Here is a 21287-nt window from a genome sequence, read left to right as displayed (position 1 = left end):
CCCAAGGTAACGCCCATGTTCAAGACCCTGCCTTTGCTCAAATCCCTGTTGTGCGCCCTGCCCCTGCTGGCAAGCGGCACACTCTTTGCCGATGACACTGCCGACGAGGGATCCCGTTGGCAGCAGACCCTTGATCAAGCGAGGGGCCAGACCGTCTACTTCAACGCCTGGGGCGGCAGCCCGGAGATCAACACCTATCTGGTGTGGGCGGGGCAGGAGCTTGAGCGCCAGTATCAGGTCAAGCTGGTGCAGGTGAAGGTGGATGACATAGCCCAGAGCGTCAGCCAGCTGCTGGCCAACAAACAGGCCGGCAAAAACACGGGCGGCCCCATCGATCTGCTCTGGGTCAACGGCGAGAATTTCAAGGCGCTCAAGGAGCAGGGGCTGTTGGGTGCCCCCTTCAGCCATGAGCTGCCCAACCTGGCCCTGGTGGACAAGAGCCTGCCGGTGAGTGAGGACTTCACGGTACCGGTAGAGGGACTGGAGGCGCCCTGGGGCATAGGCCAGCTCAACCTGATGGTGAATGGGGGCGAGGTGAGCAATCCCCCCCGCTCCGCAGAAGCCCTGCTCGCCTGGGTCAAGGCCCATCCCGGTCGTTTCAGCTATCCCAAGCCGCCCCAGTTTCATGGTTCCAGCTTTCTCAAACAGATATTGCTGGAGCTGACCCCGGATCCTGCCCCCCTCTATCGGGAGGCAACCGATGCCGATTTTGCCAGACTCACAGCGCCGCTCTGGGTCTGGCTCGACGCATTTCACCCCGCACTCTGGCGCAAGGGCAAGCTGTTCCCCACCGGCGGCGCCGAGACCCGCCAGTTGCTGGATGACGGTGAGCTGGCCATGGCCATCAGCTTCAACCCGCAAGAAGCGCAGAGTGCGGTGCAAAACGGCGCCCTGCCCCCCAGTGTGGTGGCCGTGGCCATGGAGAAAGGGGCGCTCACCAACAGCCATTTTCTCGCCATCCCCTTCAACGCCAACGCCCACGCGGGCGCCAAGGTGGTAGCCAACTTTCTGCTGAGCCCGGCAGCCCAGGCCCGCAAGGCCGAGCCCGCCTTTTGGGGCGATCCCAGCGTGCTGCGCAGCGACGCCTTGCCAGCGACCACCAAACAGGTACCAGCCCTGCGCTTCAAGGCGGTGGCTGAACCCCATCCCAGCTGGCAGACCAAACTCGAAGCGGCCTGGGCCGAGCGTTACGGTCACTGATGACGGCAGGACTCGGCAACGCCATTCGCCGCACCCTCGGCTGGCGCCCCATGTTTACCCTCCTCTGCGCCCTCCTGCTGGCCGCCCCCCTGCTGGGAGGGCTATGGCTGCTGGTGACACAGGGGACACTCAGCCCGCATGTTCAGCGCCTGCTGGCCCAGCCCGGGCTCTGGCACTCGGCAGCCTTGAGCTTCTGGATTGCGGCTGCCTCCACCCTGGGCAGCCTGCTGTTGACCGCCCTGCTGCTGGCGCACGGCGTCAAGAACGGGGAAGAGAGCCGCAGCTTTCGGCTGCTGCGCCGTCTGCTCTCCCCCCTGCTGGCGCTGCCCCATGTCGCCTTTGCCATAGGTTTTGCCTTCCTGCTCGCCCCCTCCGGCTGGTTGTTGCGGCTCGTCTCTCCCTCCTTGACCGGTTTTGAGCTGCCCCCGGACTGGCAGACCATCAAAGACCCTGTCGGGCTTGGCCTGATCCTGGCGCTAATCCTCAAAGAGACCCCTTTCCTGCTGCTGATGGCACTGGCAGCACAAGAACCCGCCAAGCTGGCCCGCCAGCAGTGGCTTGGTGCCAGCATGGGTTTCAGTGCCCCGCAGATCTGGTGGCGCCTGTTGTTGCCTGCGCTCTGGCCCGCCCTGCGCCTGCCCCTCTATGCGGTGGCCGCGTATGGGGTGGCCGTGGTGGATCTCGCACTGCTGCTGGGGCCAGATGCCCCTGCCCCGCTGGCCGTGCGGCTCTGGCTCTGGTATCAGGATCCAGACCTTGGCTGGCGCGGCGCCACCGCCAGCGGCGCCCTCTTGCTGCTCGCCATCAACCTGCTGCTGCTCGCCGGTTTGCGGCTGCTGGAGTGGGGCCACACGACTGTCGGCAAGCACGCCTGGCTCGATGGCCGGCGCGCCGAGCAAAATCCGCTGACAGCCAGATTGACCTGCATCACAACCTTTACCCTGATGGCCATCAATCTGGCAGTGCTGGCAGCCTTGGTGATCTGGTCGCTGACCCGGCGCTGGTCCTTCCCCGACCTGCTGCCTGGTCAGTGGAGCAGCCACCATTGGCATGTACTCCTGCCGGACCTGATGCCCCTGCTTGTGACGAGTACCCTGCTGGCACTGGCGAGCGGGCTGCTGGCGCTGCTGATGGCTGTATTGAGTCTGGAGGCTCAGCAAGGCCGTCGGCCCTGGCCCCTCTGGCTCATCTGTTTGCCACTGCTGCTGCCCCAGGCCAGCCTGCTGTTTGGCATCCGGCTGGGGTTTGACTGGCTGGGGGGCGGGATTGGGTGGGACTGGGTGCTCTGGAGCCAGCTGCTGTTTGTCTTCCCCTATGTCTATCTCTGCCTGCAGGGGCCCTATCGCCAGTTCGACCCGCGCATCACTCAGGCCGCGCTCACCCTGGGGGCCCGCCCCTGGCACGTCTGGTGGCAGGTGAAAGGGCCCCTGTTGGCACGTCCACTGCTCTTTGCCTTTGCGGTGGGGGCAGCGGTGAGTCTGGCCCAATACCTGCCGACCCTGCTGTTTGGCGCAGGCAGAGTGGTCACCATCACCACTGAGGCGGTGGCCATCGGCAGCGGCCTCAACCGCCGGCTGGCTGGCCTCTACGGCCTGCTGCAACTGCTGCTGCCCCTTGTCATCTATCTGCTGGCACTCTGGCTGCCAGCCCGGCTCAACCCTGCGCTCAAGGACGCCCGATGAACACGAGAAGCTGCCGATGTTAAGCACAACCCCACTTCATCTCTACCTCGATGAGAACCTGCTGCTGTCGCTGCCTGCGCTACAGATTGCCCCCGGTGAGGTGCTGACCCTGATGGGCCCCAGTGGTTGTGGCAAGAGCTCACTGTTGGCGGCGCTGGCGGGCGTCTTGCCACCCAGGGGGCCGATCAGGCTGGAAGGGGATATATGGCTGGGTGAACGGCTGCTCACCTCACTGCCTCCCCAGACCCGGTGTATCGGCATGCTGTTTCAGGATGACCTGCTGTTTGCCCATCTGACGGTGGCTGAAAACCTGATGTTCGGCATGCCTGCCACCCTCAAGGGCGCGACGGCCAGACGGGCAAAGGCGCTGGACACGCTGGCAGAAGTAGCGCTGGTCGATCAGGCCGACAAGCTGCCTGGAGCACTCTCCGGCGGCCAGAGGGCGCGGGTCAGTCTGCTGCGGGCTTTGCTGGCAGAGCCCAGGGCCCTGTTGCTGGACGAGCCCTTCTCCCGCCTCGACAAACCGCTGCGCGCCGCCTTCAGAACTCTGGTGTTCGAGCGACTCACAGCCTTGGGCATCCCTGCCATTCTGGTGACCCATGACGAGGAAGATGCCCCCGGCGCTATCCTTCACCCCACCTCACCCCACTATGCTGATTGATCGCGGCTGATTGATCGCGGCTGATTGATCGCGAAGGAGACTCATCTTGTTTGATCGCCACCTTATTCCCCTTATTCGCAGTCCCCTCACCCGGCTGGCCAAGCCCCTGTGCCGGGCCGGGATCAGCGCCAACCAGATAAGCCTGACCGGCTTTGCCATCGGCATGCTGGCACTGCCACTGCTGGCCCTGGAGCTCTATTCCTGGGCGCTGCTCGTCATCTTGTTCAACCGGCTGCTGGACGGGCTCGATGGCGCAGTGGCGCGAGAGACGAAGATCACGGATTGCGGCGGCTTTCTGGACATCACCCTCGATTTCATCTTCTACGCCGCCGTTGTGCTGGGCTTTGCCTTGAGTAGCCCCGCCAACGCCCTGCCCGCCGCCACCCTGCTGTTCGCCTTCATGGGCACAGGGTCGAGCTTTCTGGCCTTTGCCATCATGGCTGGCAAGCGGGGCATTGAAAATCCCGTCTATCACCACAAGTCCCTCTATTATCTCGGGGGCCTGACGGAGGGGAGCGAGACCATAGCCCTGTTCGTGCTGATGTGCCTCTGGCCAGCCGGGTTTGCCACCCTGGCTTACGGCTTTGCCCTGCTCTGTCTTGTCACCACCCTGACCCGGCTCTGGAGCGGTTACCATACCCTTGGCGAGTAACGTTATTCGGGCTTAGGGCATAGGGGCGCGGAGCGCACCAACCCATCGGCGGGCCACGAGTTTGAGCCGTCATCCATGCACTGAGCACTTGCGCATGGATGACAATGTTTTACCATGTCGACACTCTTTTTCAGGCTCATGAGAACCTTATGCGTCGCCTTGTCTCCGTGCTCACTCTTTCCCTGTTTCCCCTGCTCTACGGTTGCAGCAGCACGCCTGCCCCAAAACCCGTGGCCAAGCCGTTCAAAAGTGCCTTCATCAATCAGACGCCACAGATAAAACCTGCTTACAGCCAAGGGGTTAGCAAGGGAGACTTCGCCAATCGCAACAACGTGGACAGCTTCGTCCAACGCATGGTCGAGAAGCACGGTTTTGACAGCGTCGAGCTGCATCGACTGCTGGCACAGGCGGATCGCTATGACTGGATAATACGGCTGATGGATGCCCAGGCCCCCACCACCGCCAAGCCAATCGGACCGACCGGCGCCTGGAATCGCTACCGCGCCAAGTTCATCACGCCGGACAACGTGCAAAATGGCGTCAACTTCTGGCGTGAGTACGAGAGCGAGCTCAACCGTGCCGAACAGGAATATGGGGTGCCGCCCGAAATCATCGTCGGCATCATAGGCGTGGAGACCCGCTGGGGTCGGGTAATGGGCAAGACCCGCATTCTGGATGCGCTGGCGACCCTGGCCTTCGACTATCCGCGGCGCGCCGAATTCTTTACCGGCGAACTGGAGGCCTTCCTGGTGATGACCCGGGATGAGGGGATGGACCCCACCGAACCCAAGGGCTCCTACGCCGGCGCCATGGGGTATGGCCAGTTCATGCCATCGAGCTTCCAGCGCTACGCAGTGGACTTTGACGGCAATGGCCACACCAACTTGTGGGATCCGGTGGATGCCATCGGCAGCGTGGCCAACTACTTCAAGGCGCATGGCTGGGAGCAGGGTCAACCGGTAGCGGTGCGTGGTCAGGGCCAGCTGCCCGGCTATGAGCATGGATTCCAGACCCGGTACCCGATCACCACCTTGCACCGCGCCGGTCTGAATCCCACCAGCAACCTTGGCAACCACAGCGAAGCAAGCCTGCTGCGCCTGGATGTCGGCACCGGCTATCAATACTGGTACGGCCTGCCGAACTTCTACACCATTACCCGCTACAACCACAGCACCCACTACGCCATGGCGGTGTGGCAGCTGGGGCTGGCGGTCAAGGCTGCCAGAGGCGGTTACTGAGTCAGGCTGCTTGCCAATAAAAACGGGCCCAGCGGGCCCGTTTTTATTGCTCGTTTTCCAGCAACCAGCGTTTGAGCAGGGCAGCCAACTGAGCCTGTTCAGCCTCGGTCAGTGGCGCCAGCAAACGCCGCTCGTTCGCCACATGCCGCTCGACGGCCCGATCGACCAGTTCGCGCCCAGACGCAGTCAGGCAGACCAGCAGGCTGCGCCTGTCGCTCGGCGCCGCCTGTCGCTCGATCAGGCCACGCTCTGCCAGCTTGTCGAGCCGTGCCGTCATGGCCCCGGAGCTCAACATGGCAGCCTGATAGAGCGCGGTCGGCGTCAGCGGTTCACCGGCCCGGCGCAGGGTCGCCAGAATATCGAAGTCGCTGCCCAGCAGGCCGCACGTCTTGAGCTCTTCGCTCACCTCACGGCCGGCGATCGCCGCCATGCGCGCCACCCGACCCAACACCCCCATGGGAGAGCAGTCGAGATCCGGTCTTTGCCGGGCCCACTGGGCCAGCAGCATATCTACATGATCACTGTCCATCTTGGTCACTTATCTTTTTATCGAGATACTTGATAGTAAACCAATTTGAGACTAAGTTATCTTCACAAAAAGATACTTCATGAAGAGATAAGCCATGCCACTGCTGATTGCCTTGCTGGCCCCCCTGCTATGGGGCAGTACCTATGCCGTCGTCAGCCTCTACCTGACTGACTACTCCCCCTACTGGGTGGCCGTGTGGCGGGCGCTGCCGGCCGGGCTGCTCCTGCTGTTGCTGCATCCGCGTCTACCGCCCCTGCCCTGGGGCAAGCAGTTCCTGCTGGCGTTTTGCAACATAGCCGCCTTCTTTGCCCTGCTGTTTGTGGCCGCCTTCCGGCTACCAGGGGCAGTGGCAGGCACGCTCGGGGCCACACTGCCGCTGGTACTCATGCTGCTGGCCTGGTTGCAGGATGGCACGCGGCCAACCCTGAAGTGGCTGCTGCTGGGGCTGATGGGGCTCGCCGGTGTCTTGCTGCTGCTCAATCCCTCCGCCAATCTGGATCCCATAGGCGTGACATGTGCCCTGCTGGCAACCCTGCTGATCGGCCAATCCAGCCGCTGGATGCAGCGCTGGCCGGTGAGCGATCTGCTGGCCCTCACCGCCTGGCAACTGCTGCTCGGTGGCCTGATGCTGATCCCGCTCGCCTGGTGGCTGGCCGGCCCCATGCCACTGCCCCAATCAGCTGCAGCACCCGGGCTTGTCTGGCTCATTTTGCTCAACACTGCGCTGGCCTACTGGGCCTGGCTGTGGGGGCTCAAGCGTCATGGCCCCGAGGTAATGGGCATGCTGGCTCTCACCAACCCCATGGTGGCGGTCTCCCTGGGTGTGCTGATGGTCGGTGAAACCCTGGATGGCCGGCAGTGGCTCGGCATAGGGGTGATCCTGCTCTCCCTGTTTCTGATGAAGCTGCCGGCGCGCTCCTTCTTCAAGCGCTGGCAAGCCCGCAGGGCGGCGATCACCGATGACAAGACCTGAGGCCGGGCAGGGAAACCCTGAACCGAGAAAAAGAACCATAAAAAAGAGGAGCCGCTGTGGCTCCTCTTGCTATCTATCCGATGTTCAATTCAGCCCGCCAACGGCATGGGTCAGACGCCTGCCTTGGCCAGCGCAGCAGAGACAATCTGCTGGGCTTCTTGCTGGATCAGATCCAGATGTGCCTCACCCTTGAAGCTCTCCATGTAGATCTTGTAGATGGACTCGGTACCGGAGGGACGCGCCGCGAACCAGCCGTTCTCGGTCACCACCTTGAGGCCACCGATGGCGGCATCGTTGCCCGGCGCGCGGGTCAGCTTGGCAATGATGGGCTCACCGGCCAGGGTAGAGGCTTCGACCAGTGCCGGATCCAGCTTGGAGAGCACGGCTTTTTGCGCGCTGTTGGCGGGGGCGTCGATACGGCGGTAGCTGGAGCGGCCGAATTTGGCTTCCAGTGCATCGTAATGTACCTGGGGATCCTTGCCGGTGACCGCCAGAATTTCGGCCGCCAGCAGCGCCAGAATGAAGCCATCCTTGTCGGTGGTCCAGACGGTGCCGTCTTTACGCAGGAAGGAGGCGCCTGCGCTCTCCTCACCACCAAAACCAAACTCGCCGCTGTAGAGGCCATCCACGAACCACTTGAAGCCGACCGGCACCTCTTTCAGGGTACGGCCAATCTCGCCGGCAACCCGGTCGATCATCGAAGAGGAGACCAGCGTCTTGCCGACGGCAGCCGCTTTGGGCCAGCCGGTGCGATGGGTAAACAAATACTGGATCGCCACCGCCAGATAGTGGTTCGGGTTCATCAGACCCGCCTTGGTGACGATGCCGTGACGGTCGTAGTCAGGGTCGTTGCCAAGGGCGATGTCGAACTTGTCTTTGAGGGCAATCAGGCCCGCCATGGCAAACGGGCTGGAGCAGTCCATCCGGATCTTGCCGTCTTTATCCAGGGTCATGAAGGAGAAGGTTGGGTCGACACGATAGTTGACCACCTCGATGTTCAAACCATAGGTCTTGGCGATGACGTCCCAGTAGGCGACGCCGGAGCCGCCCAGCGGATCCACACCTATCTTGATGCCCGCTTTCTTGATGGCATCCAGATCCAGCACGTTTTTCAGGTCGTCCACATAGGGGGTGACATAGTCGTGCTCAACCACGAAGGGGCTCTTGAGGGCATCGGCGAATGGCATGCGTTTCACGCCGGCCAGACCGGCTTCCAGAATGGCGTTGGCCCTGTCTTCCACCCACTTGGTGATCTCACCTTCGGCGGGGCCACCGTGGGGCGGGTTGTACTTGAAGCCGCCATCTTCCGGCGGATTGTGGGACGGGGTGATCACCACACCGTCAGCGCGCGCAGCGGGTTTACAAGCGTTGTGGCGCAGGATGGCGTGAGAGATGACCGGCGTCGGCGTGAAGCCCATACCAGCCTGGATGCGGGTCTCGACACCGTTGGCCGCAAGCACTTCCACCGCACTGGCAAAAGCAGATTCAGACAGGGCATGGGTATCCATGCCGACAAACAGCGGGCCCGTGATACCGGCCTGCTGGCGATACTCCACCAGCGCCTGGGTTACCGCCAGAATGTGAGACTCGGTAAAGGCATTGTGCAGCGCGCTGCCACGGTGACCGGAGGTGCCGAAGGCCACCCGCTGCTCGGGGCGGCTCATGTCAGGCTTGTTGAGGTAGTAGGCACTGACCAGACGGGGAATGTTGGTCAGGTCACTTAAACGAGCCGGCTGACCGGCGTGGGAATGCTGAGCCATGGCGTTATCCTTGCTTGATGGCGGCCTTGCCGGGCAAGGCCTGAACTTGATGAACCGTTAAATCGCGCTGCTTACCTGGGCGATCAGCGCCTCGTCGTAGCCCATACTGGCCATCATCTGGGCCACCATGTTCTGCTTGCGACTGGTATTGGTATTGCTGATCACCCAGAACGGGGTATCCGGCACCGGCTTGGGCTTGGTGGTGCTGCCGCTGGCACGCAGTGCCTCGGGATCCCGCGAGAAATAGACGCGCTTGCGCCCCTTGATTTCGGTGGCCTGGGTAAACCCGACCGGATTATCCCGATAGAGGGTACTGAGCACCTGCATGAAGCGGTTGATGGACTTCTCTTCTTTTTGCAGCTCGCCAGAGTCGAGCAGGGCCTGCAGCCCCATGGCATCGGTGGCGACGCTCGGCTGGGGGAGGTCCACAGGCTCGGCAACCTGCACTGTTATGTGCGTGGGCTGTTCCAGCAGACGGCGCAGGATATCGGAGGCACTCTCACCAATGTGCCGGGTCTGGCTGGCGATATAGAAGTAGAGATCGTCATCAAGCTCGATGGTTTTCATAGGGATGCGCTGGACTCGTCGAAATTCGGATGCGGCGATTATACATAGGCAAACCCGGCAGCCCAAGCCAAGGGCTGGCAGATGTGCATGAATCTCATCTAGAATACGGCATAATACGGGGCCAAGTGTGTGATCCTCCGCACTGATAGCGCATCCGGCGTCATTTTTTTGAAAAAAAACCACAAAAAAATGACCCTCAAGGAATGAAATCCTTTTCTTTCAGTGTGTTAAAAATCAGGCAAAAAAGCCCACGACCGACAAGGTGTCATTTTGCAACAAAACCCATTATTGAACTTCAAGGAACAGGGCCAGGGCCCGGCCGTTGTGCTGATCCACGGCCTGTTCGGCAGCCTGGACAACCTGGGGCTGCTGGCACGCGCCCTGAGCGAACACTATCGCGTCATCAGCGTGGATCTGCGCAACCACGGCGCCTCGTTCCACAGCGACGAGATGAGCTACCCCCAGCAGGCTGCCGACGTACTCGCCCTGCTCGATGCCCTGGCACTGGATCAGGTATCTCTGGTCGGTCACTCCATGGGCGGCAAGGTCGCCATGCAACTGGCCAAGCAGGCTCCCGCCAGGATCGCACGGCTGGTGGTGGCCGACATAGCCCCTGTCGCCTATCCCCACTCCCGCCATCAGAATGTGTTCGCCGGACTCAACGCCACCCTGAACCCGCCGGTGCAGAGCCGCAGCGAGGCAGAGGCCATTCTGGCCGAGCACATCGAGATCGCCGGCGTACGCCAGTTCCTGCTCAAATCCTTCGCCAAGGGAGAGTCCGGTTGGGGCTGGCGTTTCAACGTACCGGCCCTTGAGCACAATTACGCCAACATCATGGGCTGGCCCGACAACCAGCGTCGATTCGAAGGACCGACACTCTTTATCAAGGGCGGCGATTCGGACTATATGCAGCCCCAATATACCGACACTGTGATGGCACAATTCCCGGCGGCAAAGGCGCGCATCATCGCCGGAACAGGCCACTGGCTGCACGCCGAAAAGCCGGTTTTGTTCAACAAATTGGTTGTGGATTTCCTGTCGACAGGCGGTTAACAGTTTCAAATCCTTTGTGATATAGTGCGCCCGTCATAAGGAGTGTGCGCAATCCATGCTAAGTGAACATATCGATCTGATTGAGAGTCTGGGCCTGAAGTTATTCTTGCTGGCCATTTTCATATTGATTGGCCTGGCCATTCACGACGTACTCAAACGCGGCAATGTGCCCCGTTTTGGTCGAGTCATCGTCTGGTTGGTACTCTGTCTGGGTTGCGCGGGTTTTGTCGCCAAGGGGCTGATCGAATTGGGCTGGGAAGGCTCAGGGATCGGCTAACTTATTTTCATCTGTGATGTATGGCCAAACAGCAAACTGATCGAACAACACTGGATCTGTTCGCAAATGAGAAGCGCCCCGGCAGGCCAAAGACCAATCCACTCCCCCGTGAGACCCAACTCAAGATCAACAAGCGCAACCAGCTTAAGCGCGATCGCGAGAACGGCCTGAAACGGGTCGAGTTAAAGGTGGAGGCCGAGTTGCTGGAGCGCCTGAACCAACTTGCGTTACAACAGAACGTCAGCCGAGCCGAGCTGATCCAATCTATCCTGAAGCAACAGATTGAGTCTGCTTTCGCAGCAGGCATCGCAATCTGACCGTTAAGCATTAACACCAGATACGGGTAACTAAACACTATGGCTAGTGTAGGTCTGTTTTTCGGCAGCGATACCGGTAATACCGAAGCTGTCGCCAAGATGATCCAGAAAGAACTGGGCAAACAACTGATTGAAGTCCGTGACATTGCCAAGAGCAGCAAGGCCGACATCGACAGCTTCGATCTGCTGATGTTCGGTATCCCGACTTGGTATTACGGCGAAGCCCAAGCCGATTGGGATGACTTCTTCCCCGAGCTGGAAGAGATCGACTTCACCAACAAGCTGGTTGCCATCTTCGGATGCGGCGATCAGGAAGACTATGCCGAGTACTTCCTCGACGCCATGGGCACACTGCGTGACATCGTCGAAGCCAAAGGCGCCATCATCATCGGCAACTGGCCAACCGCCGGTTACGAGTTTGAAGCCTCCAAGGCTGTGGTGGATGACAAGCACTTCGTGGGTCTGGGTATCGACGAAGATCGCCAGCCGGAACTGACCGCCGAGCGCGTCAAGGGCTGGTGCAAGCAGCTGCATGAAGAGATGTGCCTGGCCGAGCTGGAGTGATCCGGCAAGCCAGCTACCTCTGACAACAAGGGCCCCGACGGGGCCCTTGTTGTTTTTGCGATCCGATCTTTTCAGCCACCTCTGTGCTCGGGTTTGGCACGCACATAGAGGGTGCGTTTGACCTGGGCCACCAGCTCGCCACTCTTGTCCTGCACCGTGACCTCGAACTCGGGGAAGTGCTTGTTGCCCCCCTCGGTCGCCGCCACTATGGACGCCAGCTTGCCGTCGGTCAGGTTGAACTCGGCCACCAGTTTGCCTTTGCCCGGCTTGATGTAGTTGATGCTGCCCGCCTTGTCCCAGACGTAATAGCGGTTCTTGAAGTACCCCATCAGCATCAACGGATAGATGGGATCCGTCATCGCAAACATGCTGCCGCCAAACTGGGTCCGGTTGGCATTCTTGTTCCACCAGCGTGACTTCAACGTCACCCGGCAAAAACGGAAGTCATCACTCAGGGTTTCTATCTTGATGCCGGCGCCCCAGAAGGGAGGCCAGGCGTTGAGGGCGCGCCGCACCCAGGCCGCGTTGTCAAAAAGCCAATCCATGGATCTCATCCGACCAGATAATGAAGAAGGTTACATCTTATCAACATTCGTCCGCTGAGCAAGCCGGCGACAGGATTTGATCAATTCGGCCAGATGGCGGACTTTGCGCTAAAGCCCTTGAATTACTGGGTTTATTTTTAGGTTGGCTACGACCTATAATGACAGGCCAAGCGAGTTCGTGGTTGCCATTCCAGCGGCAGTCAATCAGAATAACCACACCTTCGAGAATGCGAATAAGTAGAATATGGCAGACAACAACCAAGCGTTAAAAAAGGCCGGGCTCAAGATCACCTTGCCCCGTGTCAAAATTCTGGAAATCCTGCAACAGCCGGATTGCCAGCACACCAGTGCGGAAGATCTGTACAAACGACTGATCGACCAGGGTGAAGAGATTGGTCTCGCTACCGTATATCGCGTTCTCAACCAGTTTGATGATGCCGGTATTGTTACCCGTCACCACTTCGAAGGTGGCAAGTCGGTATTCGAGCTGGCCACCCAGGAACACCACGACCACCTGGTCTGCCTCGATTGTGGCAAGGTGATCGAGTTTTCCGATGAGGTGATCGAGCAGCGCCAGCGCGATATAGCCAAGCATCACAACATTCGCCTGACCAATCACAGCCTCTATCTGTACGGCCACTGCGCCAATGGCGACTGCAAGCACGAAGATTCATAGACGCTTGCACCGGTCAATAAAAAAGCCAGCATAACGCTGGCTTTTTTGCATCCGTAATCTGGACAAGAGCGGCAGGGTCTCCCCTGCCCTCTGCTTGTCAGACTTTGGCCATCAGGCCTCGGCCTTGCCCCAGACGTCCCGCAGGGCCACGGTGCGGTTGAACACCAGGTGCTCGGCGCTGGAGAGCTTGTTGTCGGCGCAGAAGTAGCCTTCGCGCTCGAACTGGTAAGCAAACTCCGGCTTGGCGTCCTTGAGGGAAGCCTCGACGCGGGCACCCTCGATGATCACCAGCGAATCCGGATTGAGTGCCCCTTCGAAGTCATCCTCGGCACCCGGGTTCGGCATCTTGAACAGACGATCGTAGAGACGGATCTCGGCCGGCAGGGAGTGAGTGGCGCTGACCCAGTGGATCACCCCCTTCACCTTGCGACCATCCGCCGGATCCTTGCCCAGGGTCTCGGGATCGTAGGAGCAGTAGATGCAAGTCACCTTGCCATCCGCATCCTTCTCGACCCGTTCGGCCTTGATCACATAGGCGTTGCGCAGGCGTACTTCCTTGCCCAGCACCAGTCGCTTGAACTGCTTGTTCGCTTCTTCTTTGAAGTCCGCTTCGTCGATGAAGATCTCGCGGGTAAAGTTCAGTTCACGGGTACCCATCTCGGCGTTGTTCGGGTGCGCCGGTGCGGTCAACACCTCGTCGGCCGCCAGGTTCTCGATGACCACCTTCACCGGATGCAGCACGGCCATGGCGCGCGGTGCATTCTCGTTGAGATCGTCACGGATGCAGGCTTCCAGCATGCTCATCTCGACTATGTTGTCCTGCTTGGTCACGCCGATGCGTTTGCAGAACTCGCGGATGGAGGCAGAGGTGTAGCCACGACGACGCAGACCGGAAACGGTCAGCATGCGCGGATCGTCCCAGCCATCCACGTGCTTCTCGGTCACCAGCAGGTTCAGCTTGCGCTTGGACATGACGGTGTATTCGAGGTTCAGACGAGAGAACTCGTACTGACGCGGATGGCAGTCGATGGTGATGTTGTCCAGCACCCAGTCATACAGACGACGGTTGTCCTGGAACTCCAAGGTACAGATGGAGTGGGTGATCCCTTCCAGCGCGTCCGAGATGCAGTGGGTGAAGTCATACATCGGATAGATGCACCACTTGTCACCTGTCTGGTGATGGTGGGCAAACTTGATGCGATAGATAACCGGATCGCGCATCACCATGAAGGGGGACGCCATGTCGATCTTGGCACGCAGGCAAGCGGTGCCTTCGGCAAACTCGCCGTTCTTCATCTTGGCAAACAGCGCCAGGTTCTCGGCCACTGGACGATCGCGGAACGGGCTGTTCTTGCCGGCCTCGGTCAGGGTACCGCGGTACTCGCGCATCTGCTCCGCAGAAAGCTCGTCCACATAGGCCAGACCTTTTTCGATAAGCTCGATGGCGTAGCCGTGCAGCTTGTCGAAATAGTCGGAGGAGTAGCAGATCTCGCCGCTCCACTGGAAGCCGAGCCACTGCACGTCCTGCTTGATGGACTCCACGTATTCGATGTCTTCTTTCACCGGATTGGTGTCATCGAAACGCAGGTTGCACTGACCCTGATAGTCACGGGCGATGCCGAAGTTCAGACAGATTGACTTGGCGTGGCCGATATGGAGATAACCGTTCGGCTCGGGCGGAAAACGGGTATGCACGTGGTTGTGCTTACCGCTGGCCAGATCTTCATCAATGATCTGACGAATAAAGTTAGTTGGGCTGTTCGCCTGACTCATGGCTCACCTCAAAAATGCGTCACTGGCGGAAGTTGTGCCGGCTGGCACCCTCATCCCCCCGCCATCAAGCCGGCTATGATCCCTCATTACGCGCCTTGCCTCAACCTGAATTTGGCCAATCCGGCCCCTTGGCACGCCAAAACGAAGTGAGCCAGCCGCCATAATCTGCTCGCGGATAAAAAAGACCCCGCACTGGGCGGGGTTCAAGGTGATGAAAAACAAAAACAGACAATACACACACACAACAAAGGCTCACACGCACAGTCAACCTTTCCCAAACCCGATGCAGTGTCGGCCTTGGGAAAGGCGGGTCTTGCGACCCGCCTGGTGTTAGCGGTTGGCTGCTATCAGTTCAGCTCGGTGACGCGACTGGTGCGCTGGCCATCGAAACTGGTGGTACGCAGGTAGACCTTGCCGGTCACGCTCGGCTTGGCCGCGGCGTCGTAGGCAGTCCAGGTGCTGCCGTCCAGGCTGTACTGGATGGGCAAGCCCGGCAGATCCACGTTCGCTTCCAGTTTGCCATTGACGACCTTGGCGCCCGGTACTGAGAGGCGGTATTCAACACCGGCCTGATCCAGCTTCGGCAGCACGCGCTGACCCAGCAGGTTGGCGAACTGGTTCCACTCTTTGTTGAGGGTGGCCTTGTTGACATGCTTGGTCTCACCGGAGAACTCGCGGCCCTTCACATAGTTCAGCTCGAAGCCACCTTTGTGCCAGGCACGCTCGGCCACGGAGAAGATACGCGGGTAGACCATGTACTCGTACTGGGCATCGGTCCGCACGGTTTCACTCCACTGTTGACCGGAGATACCGCGGAACTTGACCGGATCCTGGTCACCCTTGGCCACGAAGGCGTTGCCGTCGCGGTCAACCGAGGTCTCGGCGTTCTGCGGCAGGTTTTCCGGGGCAAAGGCGAACACCTTGCGGGTGTCATTGAAACGGGTTGCCCAGTAGTAGCCACGCTCGGCCGGGTGCACCTCATTCGGGAAGTCGAAGTAGAGGTAATCCGGGTTGGAGAGCACAACGTCATAACCCTTGTGCGCCCACTTCATCGCTTCGTTGAAGCCACCCCAGTAGAGGGTTTCCCAGAAGTTGACCACTGTCTTGTCGGTGGCGAAATCCTTGGCGCTGCTCGCGTATTTCAGGCCATCTTCCCATGCCTGCAGGGTGGAAAAGCCACGGTCTTTCGCCAGCTCGCTCACTTCCTTGGCGAAGTAAACCGGCAGCTCGGCCACGTCCTTGATCTTGCCATCATCGATCATCTTCTGGCAGACCGGAGACTTGCCGAACGGCTTGTCCTGCTTGCTGGAATCGACGTTGCCCTTCCAGGCGACCAGATCGGCTTTCTGGGTAACGGCCGGATCCTGATAGCCACCGCCCTGCATGATGTTCTTCGCCTCGTCACCACCGTAATGCCAGGCGGTCAACGGCTGACCGGCGGCCTGGTGCATCTGGGCCACTTCATCCATCACCTTGCTCACGAAGGTGGCAGCACCCGGCTGGCAAGGGTTGATGAAGGACATCTTGTCGTAGAACTGCACCGAGGTGACGTTGGAGGTATCCGCCGGGTCAGTCAGACGGAACTGGTTGGCTTCGGCCTCTTTGCCCTCGCTCATCAGACGCTGGTAACGCGCTTCCATGGAGACCACGGCAGCACGGGCGTGCGCCGGCATGTTGATCTCGGGGATGACGGTGACACCACGGGCCTTGGCATAACGCACCAAATCGATGTAGTCGGACTTGCTGTAGAAACCGGAGCCCTGGTTGTCGCTGGTCGGGCCGGAACCCAGTTGCGGCATCAGGCACTTGGTTTCAGACAGATCGTGGCAACGCTGGCTGCCTACATCCGTCAGCTCCGGCAGACCCGGGATCTCCAGACGCCAGCCTTCATCGTTGGTCAGCCCCAGGTGCAACTTGTTGAGCTTCATGGCTGACATCTGGTCAACCAGCTTCTTCATGGTTTCGAGGCTACGGAAGTGACGGGCCACGTCGGTCTGCATGCCGCGGTATTCAAAACGCGGCGCATCCTCGACGCTCATCTGGCTCACCAGCTTGTCGTTCACACCCAGCAGGGAGAGCAGGGATTGTGCGCCCCAGAAGGCACCCTCGATGTCGTGACCCTGGATCACTGTGCCCTGCTTGCCTATGGTCATGTCATAACCTTCGGCCTGCTTGAGCTTGCTGCCGAGCTTGACGGTCACTGGATAGCCGGTGTCGGAGAGGGTAACACCCAGCTTGGTCAGTTGAGCCTTCAGGGCTTCGGCGCTATCGCTTGGCAAGTCCAGCGCGTTGAGCTTGATGGTGGAGAAGTCCACTTGCGGACCCGATTTGATCACTTGCTTGAGCGGGGTCGGCAGGATCTGATCATCAATCTTGCTGGCCGGCAGCAGGCTGCTGGTCAGGTTGGCATCGAAACGGGTCTCGCTGTTCATCAGGATGTTGTTGTCATCCTTGGTACGCTTCCAGCCATCGGCCGGCATCGGCTTCTCGTAGGTGCTGGCGTCGTCGATGTTGCTCATGCTGGCAATCACCTTGGGCTCGGCGCCGTCGGCAGCCACATACCAGCTAGGCATGATGTCAGATTCGAACAATACCCAATATTCCACCACCAGCGGCACTTCGACCGTGGCATCCTTGGCAAAGCCCTTAAACTGCTCGGTTGGCGTCAAACGATAGAGGTCGCCGGTCAGATGGGTGATGGTGAACTGGTCGTTGTCGACGCGCTGGATACGACGGATGGAGGAGACATAAATACCCCAATCCTTGGAGGTCACGTCAGCACCGGTATTGGTCAGGTGCAGCTTGGCAACGCCACAGCTCGCCCACTCGGAACCCAGCGCCTGGCAATCGAGGCCGGCACCGGCACCGTCGTTGGTGACGACTTCGTACTTGACCACCAGGTTGCTGGCGAGGGAGTCGACCACGGCTTGCTTGGCGGCATCGGCTGCCTGTACCTGGCTGACAAAAATAGTAGACATGGCAATGGCTAACAGAGAATGTTTCAAGTTCATAACTGCTGCTCTCATTTGAAGTAAAGGTTGGATTTTCTTGGCGTTTTTTATATTGGGCCCCGTGGCGGGGCCCTAGTTATGTCAACAATGGACTTAGACTTGAGGCGAGCTTGGCGCCCGATTAACGCAGGGCCTTCATCTCACCGGCAATGATCTCGGCCAAGGGGCCCAGAATCACCTGCAGGTTCTGTTCACCGAGCTTGACCACACCGGCCGCGCCCAGGGCTTTGAGCTTGCGCTCATCCACTATGCTGCGGTCTTTCAGGGTCAGACGCAGACGGGTGATGCAGGCATCGATGGTGACCAGGTTGTCTTGGCCACCCAGCACTTCCAGATACTGGCGAGCCAGTTCGGTGCGGTCAGTGGTCTGAGCCTGTGCCGGTACGGCTTCATCATCTTCACGACCCGGAGTTTTCAGGTTGAACTTGACGATGACGGCACGGAATATCACGTAGTAGAGGCCGAAGAACACCAGACCCTGTGCCAGCAGCATGTACCACTGGGTCGCCAGCGGGTTGCGGCTGGAGAGCACCATATCCACCAGACCGGCACTGAAGCCGAAACCGGCGATCCACTGCATGCTGGCGGCGATAAACACAGAGATACCGGTCAGCAGGGCGTGGATGACATAGAGTACCGGTGCCACGAACATGAAGGAGAATTCGAGCGGCTCGGTCACACCGGTGAAGAAAGCGGCGAAGGCGGCGGCGATCATGATGGATGCAACCTTGTCCTTGTTCTCTTTCTTGGCGGAGTGATAGATGGCCAAGGCAGCGCCCGGCAGACCGAACATCATGATGGGGAAGAAGCCAGCCTGGTACATACCAGTGACACCCACGACAGCTTTGCCCGCGTCGATGGAAGATTGGCCACCCAGGAAGTTCGGGATGTCGTTGATACCAGCCACGTCAAACCAGAACACTGAGTTCAGAGCATGGTGCAGACCCACGGGGATCAGCAGGCGGTTGAAGAAGGCGTAGATACCGGCACCGGTAGAGCCCAGGTTGACAATGGATTCACCAAAGCTCACCAGACCACCGTAAATGACAGGCCAAACGGCCATCAGGATGAAGGCAACGACGATCATCACCACTGAGGTCACGATCGGCACCAGACGACGGCCGGAGAAGAAAGCCAGCGCCTTGTGCAGTTCAACACTGCTGAAGCGGTTATAGAGCTCGGCGGCAATCACACCGGTCAAGATACCGATAAACTGGTTCTCAATCTTGCCAAACGCGGCAGGCACTTGATCCAGCGGGATCTGCTGGATTTGCGACACGGCACCCGGGCTCAGCAGTGTGGTCACGACCAGGTAGCCGACCAGACCTGCCAGTGCGGCAGAGCCGTCTTTGTCCTTGGACATGCCGTAGGCAACACCGACAGCAAACAGGATGGCCATCTTGTCGATGATGGCGGCACCGGCCTTGATCAGGAAAGCAGCCAGCGCGCTGTCACCACCCCAACCGTTAGGGTCAATCCAGTAGCCAACCCCCATCAGGATCGCGGCGGCAGGCAATACCGCTACCGGCACCATCAGGGCACGGCCGATCTTTTGCAAATAACCGAGAATGTTCACGGTTCCTCTCCTTAGTTAATGTTTTTCTAGAAATTAAGTGCTTATCACGTTTGACGCATAAGCCATCAAGGCTTGATTGGCAGTCTAGGGCTTTTATTTCGCTGCGCAAATTAATAAACCTGTAATCGTGATCATTATCACCCAAACGAGATAAAGGTAGCGGATACATGTGGCTTAGTTCGCAATCTTTATTTACGCTATAAAACAACTTGAATCCGTCTTAGCCTATTTGCCGCCGACACCCCGGCAGCAACCCGTACAGAGGTATCTACAATGCGCCTGATCCCGTTGAAATCTGCCAGCCAAGTGGGTCTGTGGTCTGCCCGTTACATCGTTGACCGTATCAATGGGTTCAAACCCACGGCCGATCGCCCCTTCGTACTGGGCCTGCCCACCGGCGGCACCCCGCTCAACACCTACAAGCGCCTGATCGAGCTGCATAAAGCCGGTGAAGTAAGTTTCGAGCACGTGGTCACCTTCAACATGGACGAATATGTCGGCCTGCCGGAAGATCACCCCGAGAGCTACCACAGCTTCATGCACAACAACTTCTTCTGTCACATCGACATCCGTCCGGAGAACATCAACATCCTCAACGGCAACGCCGAGGATCTGGTGGCCGAATGCAAGCGCTATGAGGACAAGATCAAGTCCTATGGCAAGATCAACCTCTTCATGGGCGGGGTCGGCAATGACGGTCACATCGCCTTCAACGAACCGGCCTCCTCCCTCTCCTCCCGCACCCGGGTCAAGACCCTGACCGAGGACACCCGTATCGCCAACTCCCGCTTCTTCGGCGGTGACATGGAGCAGGTGCCCAAGCTGGCGCTGACCGTGGGTGTCGGCACCCTGATGGACGCCGAAGAGATCATGATCCTGGTCACTGGCCACGGCAAGGCCCAGGCCCTGCAAGCAGCAGTGGAAGGCAGCGTCAACCACATGTGGACCATCTCCACCCTGCAACTGCATCCGAAGGGAATGATGGTGTGCGACGAGCCCTCCACCATGGAGCTCAAGGTCAAGACGGTGCGTTACTTCCAGCAGCTCGAAGCCGCCAACATCGGCCGTCTGTAAGGAGCCACCATGTACGCATTGACCAATTGCACCCTCTACACCGGCAGCTGTGTGCTGACCGGTTACGGGGTCGTGATCGAGGGCGACAAGATTGTCGCCATCCAGCGTCAGGCCGAGCTGCCTGTCGGCATAGAGCGACATGATCTGCATGGCGCCAACCTGAGCGCCGGCTTTATCGACGTGCAGCTCAACGGCTGTGGCGGCGTCATGTTCAACACCGACATCTCCACAGAGACACTGGCGATCATGCAGGCCGCCAACCTCAAATCCGGTACCACCAGCTTCCTGCCGACCCTGATCACCAGCCCGGATGCGGACATGAAGCGGGCCGTCGCCGTGACCCGCGACTACATGGCCGCGCACCCGAATGAAGTGCTGGGCGTGCATCTGGAAGGCCCCTACACCAACCTCAAGCGCAAAGGCATACACCCGGCCGCCCAGATCCGTCAGCCCGCCGACGAGATGATCGACTTCTTCTGCGCCAACAGCGATGCCATCGCCAAGATCACCCTGGCACCGGAGCGCAACAAGCCCGAGCACATCCGTCAGCTGGTGGAGGCAGGCATACTGGTCTCCGCCGGCCATACCGCCGCCAACTACGATCAGGCCATGGCCGGCTTTGATGACGGCATCCGTTTTGCCACCCACCTCTACAACGCCATGACCCCGACCGTGAACGGCCGCGAGCCGGGTGTGGTGGGTGCCATCTATGATCGCCAGGATGTCTATGCCGGCGTCATCGTCGATGGACACCATGTGCACTGGGCCAACGTGCGCCTGGCCCACAAGATGCTGGGGGAGCGGCTGGTGCTGGTCACCGACGCGACCGCCCCTGCCGGCGCGCCGGAAGGCTTTGAGAAGTTTGATTTTTGTGGCGCAACCGTCTATTTCCGCGATGGTCAGTGCGTCGACGAGAATGGTACACTCGGCGGCTCTGCCCTCACCATGATTGAGGGGGTGGAGAATCTGGTCAAACAGGTCGGATTACCGCTCGATGAAGCACTGAGAATGGCCACTCTTTATCCCGCTCGCGCCATTGGATGGGACTCACGTCTCGGTAGTATCCAGGTCGGAAAAATAGCCAACCTGACTGTCTTTGATCAGACCTTCACGGTCTGCGGGACCGTGGTTAACGGACACTACACAACACAGTGACACT

20 protein-coding genes are annotated in these 21287 nt (G+C 59.7%); 13 read left to right on the top strand and 7 right to left on the bottom strand.

Translation table 11 applies throughout. The features are described from left to right. The first annotated feature begins 15 nt into the window (after positions 1–15). The 5 genes from AC1P02_RS13155 (at position 16) to mltB (ending at position 5433) form a co-directional block, all read left to right on the top strand. Complete coding sequence (locus AC1P02_RS13155; protein WP_485182419.1) at positions 16–1200, top strand: ABC transporter substrate-binding protein; 1185 nt, start codon at positions 16–18, stop codon at positions 1198–1200. After that, on the top strand, positions 1200–2882 hold the full coding sequence (locus tag AC1P02_RS13150) for an ABC transporter permease family protein (protein ID WP_485182418.1): 1683 nt from the start codon (positions 1200–1202) through the stop codon (positions 2880–2882). Before AC1P02_RS13155 ends, AC1P02_RS13150 begins: the two co-directional genes overlap by 1 nt. 16 nt (positions 2883–2898) lie before the next feature. Beyond that, positions 2899–3543, top strand: coding sequence for an ATP-binding cassette domain-containing protein (locus tag AC1P02_RS13145; RefSeq protein WP_485182417.1), 645 nt, complete (start codon positions 2899–2901; stop codon positions 3541–3543). Positions 3544–3589: 46 nt separating this feature from the next. Beyond that, the gene (locus tag AC1P02_RS13140; protein ID WP_155603001.1) at positions 3590–4195 is read left to right on the top strand and encodes a CDP-alcohol phosphatidyltransferase family protein; all 606 of its coding nucleotides are present in this window, start codon (positions 3590–3592) and stop codon (positions 4193–4195) included. 149 nt (positions 4196–4344) lie between these two features. After that, the gene (mltB, locus tag AC1P02_RS13135) at positions 4345–5433 is read left to right on the top strand and encodes a lytic murein transglycosylase B (protein ID WP_096119179.1); all 1089 of its coding nucleotides are present in this window, start codon (positions 4345–4347) and stop codon (positions 5431–5433) included. A gap of 43 nt (positions 5434–5476) precedes the next feature. Here mltB and AC1P02_RS13130 read toward each other — a convergent pair whose 3' ends face one another. Further along, positions 5477–5962 carry a MarR family winged helix-turn-helix transcriptional regulator gene (locus tag AC1P02_RS13130; protein WP_265455004.1) on the bottom strand — a complete coding sequence of 162 codons (486 nt, stop codon included), beginning with the start codon at positions 5960–5962 and terminating at the stop codon, positions 5477–5479. A 94-nt stretch (positions 5963–6056) separates the two neighbouring features. Here AC1P02_RS13130 and AC1P02_RS13125 point away from each other — a divergent pair, with 94 nt between their 5' ends. Then, complete coding sequence (locus tag AC1P02_RS13125; RefSeq protein ID WP_485182416.1) at positions 6057–6935, top strand: DMT family transporter; 879 nt, start codon at positions 6057–6059, stop codon at positions 6933–6935. 110 nt (positions 6936–7045) lie between these two features. Here the strand turns inward: AC1P02_RS13125 and pgm are convergent, their stop codons facing one another. Both pgm and seqA read right to left on the bottom strand, forming a co-directional pair. After that, the gene (gene pgm, locus AC1P02_RS13120; protein ID WP_485182415.1) at positions 7046–8695 is read right to left on the bottom strand and encodes a phosphoglucomutase (alpha-D-glucose-1,6-bisphosphate-dependent); all 1650 of its coding nucleotides are present in this window, start codon (positions 8693–8695) and stop codon (positions 7046–7048) included. 57 nt (positions 8696–8752) lie between these two features. Beyond that, a complete protein-coding gene (gene seqA, locus AC1P02_RS13115; RefSeq protein WP_042872477.1) occupies positions 8753–9262 on the bottom strand; it encodes a replication initiation negative regulator SeqA in 510 nt (169 codons plus the stop codon). 288 nt (positions 9263–9550) lie between these two features. Here seqA and AC1P02_RS13110 point away from each other — a divergent pair, with 288 nt between their 5' ends. From AC1P02_RS13110 to fldA, 4 genes are read left to right on the top strand one after another with little or no spacing between them, the layout of a single operon-like run. Next, a complete protein-coding gene (locus AC1P02_RS13110; RefSeq protein ID WP_485185453.1) occupies positions 9551–10315 on the top strand; it encodes an alpha/beta fold hydrolase in 765 nt (254 codons plus the stop codon). Positions 10316–10370: 55 nt separating this feature from the next. Continuing rightward, positions 10371–10592, top strand: a complete 222-nt coding sequence (locus tag AC1P02_RS13105) for a DUF2788 domain-containing protein (RefSeq protein WP_005309702.1) — start codon at positions 10371–10373, stop codon at positions 10590–10592. 20 nt (positions 10593–10612) lie between these two features. Beyond that, entirely contained in the window at positions 10613–10909 is a 297-nt protein-coding gene (ybfE, locus tag AC1P02_RS13100) for a LexA regulated protein (protein WP_005309699.1), read from the top strand. 39 nt (positions 10910–10948) lie between these two features. After that, complete coding sequence (fldA, locus tag AC1P02_RS13095) at positions 10949–11473, top strand: flavodoxin FldA (protein WP_017412672.1); 525 nt, start codon at positions 10949–10951, stop codon at positions 11471–11473. Positions 11474–11544: 71 nt separating this feature from the next. On the opposite strand, the gene AC1P02_RS13090 is transcribed toward fldA, so the two are convergent. Beyond that, positions 11545–12018, bottom strand: coding sequence for a DUF4442 domain-containing protein (locus tag AC1P02_RS13090; RefSeq protein WP_005309695.1), 474 nt, complete (start codon positions 12016–12018; stop codon positions 11545–11547). 244 nt (positions 12019–12262) lie between these two features. Here AC1P02_RS13090 and fur point away from each other — a divergent pair, with 244 nt between their 5' ends. Continuing rightward, a complete protein-coding gene (fur, locus tag AC1P02_RS13085; protein WP_021137910.1) occupies positions 12263–12694 on the top strand; it encodes a ferric iron uptake transcriptional regulator in 432 nt (143 codons plus the stop codon). Positions 12695–12805: 111 nt separating this feature from the next. Here the strand turns inward: fur and glnS are convergent, their stop codons facing one another. The 3 genes from glnS to nagE all read right to left on the bottom strand — a co-directional run bounded on the left by glnS (position 12806) and on the right by nagE (position 19054). Continuing rightward, the gene (glnS, locus tag AC1P02_RS13080) at positions 12806–14467 is read right to left on the bottom strand and encodes a glutamine--tRNA ligase (RefSeq protein WP_021137911.1); all 1662 of its coding nucleotides are present in this window, start codon (positions 14465–14467) and stop codon (positions 12806–12808) included. Positions 14468–14814: 347 nt separating this feature from the next. Then, a complete protein-coding gene (locus AC1P02_RS13075; RefSeq protein ID WP_485182414.1) occupies positions 14815–17478 on the bottom strand; it encodes a beta-N-acetylhexosaminidase in 2664 nt (887 codons plus the stop codon). Between the two features lie 121 nt (positions 17479–17599). Continuing rightward, positions 17600–19054 (bottom strand): N-acetylglucosamine-specific PTS transporter subunit IIBC, encoded by a 1455-nt coding sequence (gene nagE / locus AC1P02_RS13070; RefSeq protein WP_087756036.1) that lies wholly within the window; start codon positions 19052–19054, stop codon positions 17600–17602. 273 nt (positions 19055–19327) lie between these two features. On the opposite strand from nagE, the gene nagB reads away from it, so the two are divergent. Beyond that, positions 19328–20128, top strand: coding sequence for a glucosamine-6-phosphate deaminase (gene nagB / locus AC1P02_RS13065; RefSeq protein ID WP_021137914.1), 801 nt, complete (start codon positions 19328–19330; stop codon positions 20126–20128). Between the two features lie 9 nt (positions 20129–20137). After that, complete coding sequence (nagA, locus tag AC1P02_RS13060) at positions 20138–21283, top strand: N-acetylglucosamine-6-phosphate deacetylase (protein WP_485182413.1); 1146 nt, start codon at positions 20138–20140, stop codon at positions 21281–21283. Positions 21284–21287 lie beyond the last annotated feature (4 nt).

Source organism: Aeromonas sp. TS_SC_11, assembly GCF_057318915.1.
The sequence above is the reverse complement of the archived record's forward strand: the minus strand, read 5'-3'. Positions and strand labels throughout refer to the sequence as shown.

Coding starts and splice junctions, on each gene's coding strand:
- AC1P02_RS13125 (WP_485182416.1), top strand. CDS start 6,057: ATGCCACTGCTGATTGCCTTGCTGGCCCCCCTGCTATGGGGCAGTACC.
- AC1P02_RS13075 (WP_485182414.1), bottom strand. CDS start 17,478: ATGAACTTGAAACATTCTCTGTTAGCCATTGCCATGTCTACTATTTTT.
- AC1P02_RS13145 (WP_485182417.1), top strand. CDS start 2,899: ATGTTAAGCACAACCCCACTTCATCTCTACCTCGATGAGAACCTGCTG.
- nagA (WP_485182413.1), top strand. CDS start 20,138: ATGTACGCATTGACCAATTGCACCCTCTACACCGGCAGCTGTGTGCTG.
- ybfE (WP_005309699.1), top strand. CDS start 10,613: ATGGCCAAACAGCAAACTGATCGAACAACACTGGATCTGTTCGCAAAT.
- nagB (WP_021137914.1), top strand. CDS start 19,328: ATGCGCCTGATCCCGTTGAAATCTGCCAGCCAAGTGGGTCTGTGGTCT.
- fldA (WP_017412672.1), top strand. CDS start 10,949: ATGGCTAGTGTAGGTCTGTTTTTCGGCAGCGATACCGGTAATACCGAA.
- seqA (WP_042872477.1), bottom strand. CDS start 9,262: ATGAAAACCATCGAGCTTGATGACGATCTCTACTTCTATATCGCCAGC.
- fur (WP_021137910.1), top strand. CDS start 12,263: ATGGCAGACAACAACCAAGCGTTAAAAAAGGCCGGGCTCAAGATCACC.
- AC1P02_RS13090 (WP_005309695.1), bottom strand. CDS start 12,018: ATGGATTGGCTTTTTGACAACGCGGCCTGGGTGCGGCGCGCCCTCAAC.
- pgm (WP_485182415.1), bottom strand. CDS start 8,695: ATGGCTCAGCATTCCCACGCCGGTCAGCCGGCTCGTTTAAGTGACCTG.
- glnS (WP_021137911.1), bottom strand. CDS start 14,467: ATGAGTCAGGCGAACAGCCCAACTAACTTTATTCGTCAGATCATTGAT.
- AC1P02_RS13150 (WP_485182418.1), top strand. CDS start 1,200: ATGACGGCAGGACTCGGCAACGCCATTCGCCGCACCCTCGGCTGGCGC.
- mltB (WP_096119179.1), top strand. CDS start 4,345: ATGCGTCGCCTTGTCTCCGTGCTCACTCTTTCCCTGTTTCCCCTGCTC.
- AC1P02_RS13130 (WP_265455004.1), bottom strand. CDS start 5,962: ATGGACAGTGATCATGTAGATATGCTGCTGGCCCAGTGGGCCCGGCAA.
- AC1P02_RS13155 (WP_485182419.1), top strand. CDS start 16: ATGTTCAAGACCCTGCCTTTGCTCAAATCCCTGTTGTGCGCCCTGCCC.
- AC1P02_RS13105 (WP_005309702.1), top strand. CDS start 10,371: ATGCTAAGTGAACATATCGATCTGATTGAGAGTCTGGGCCTGAAGTTA.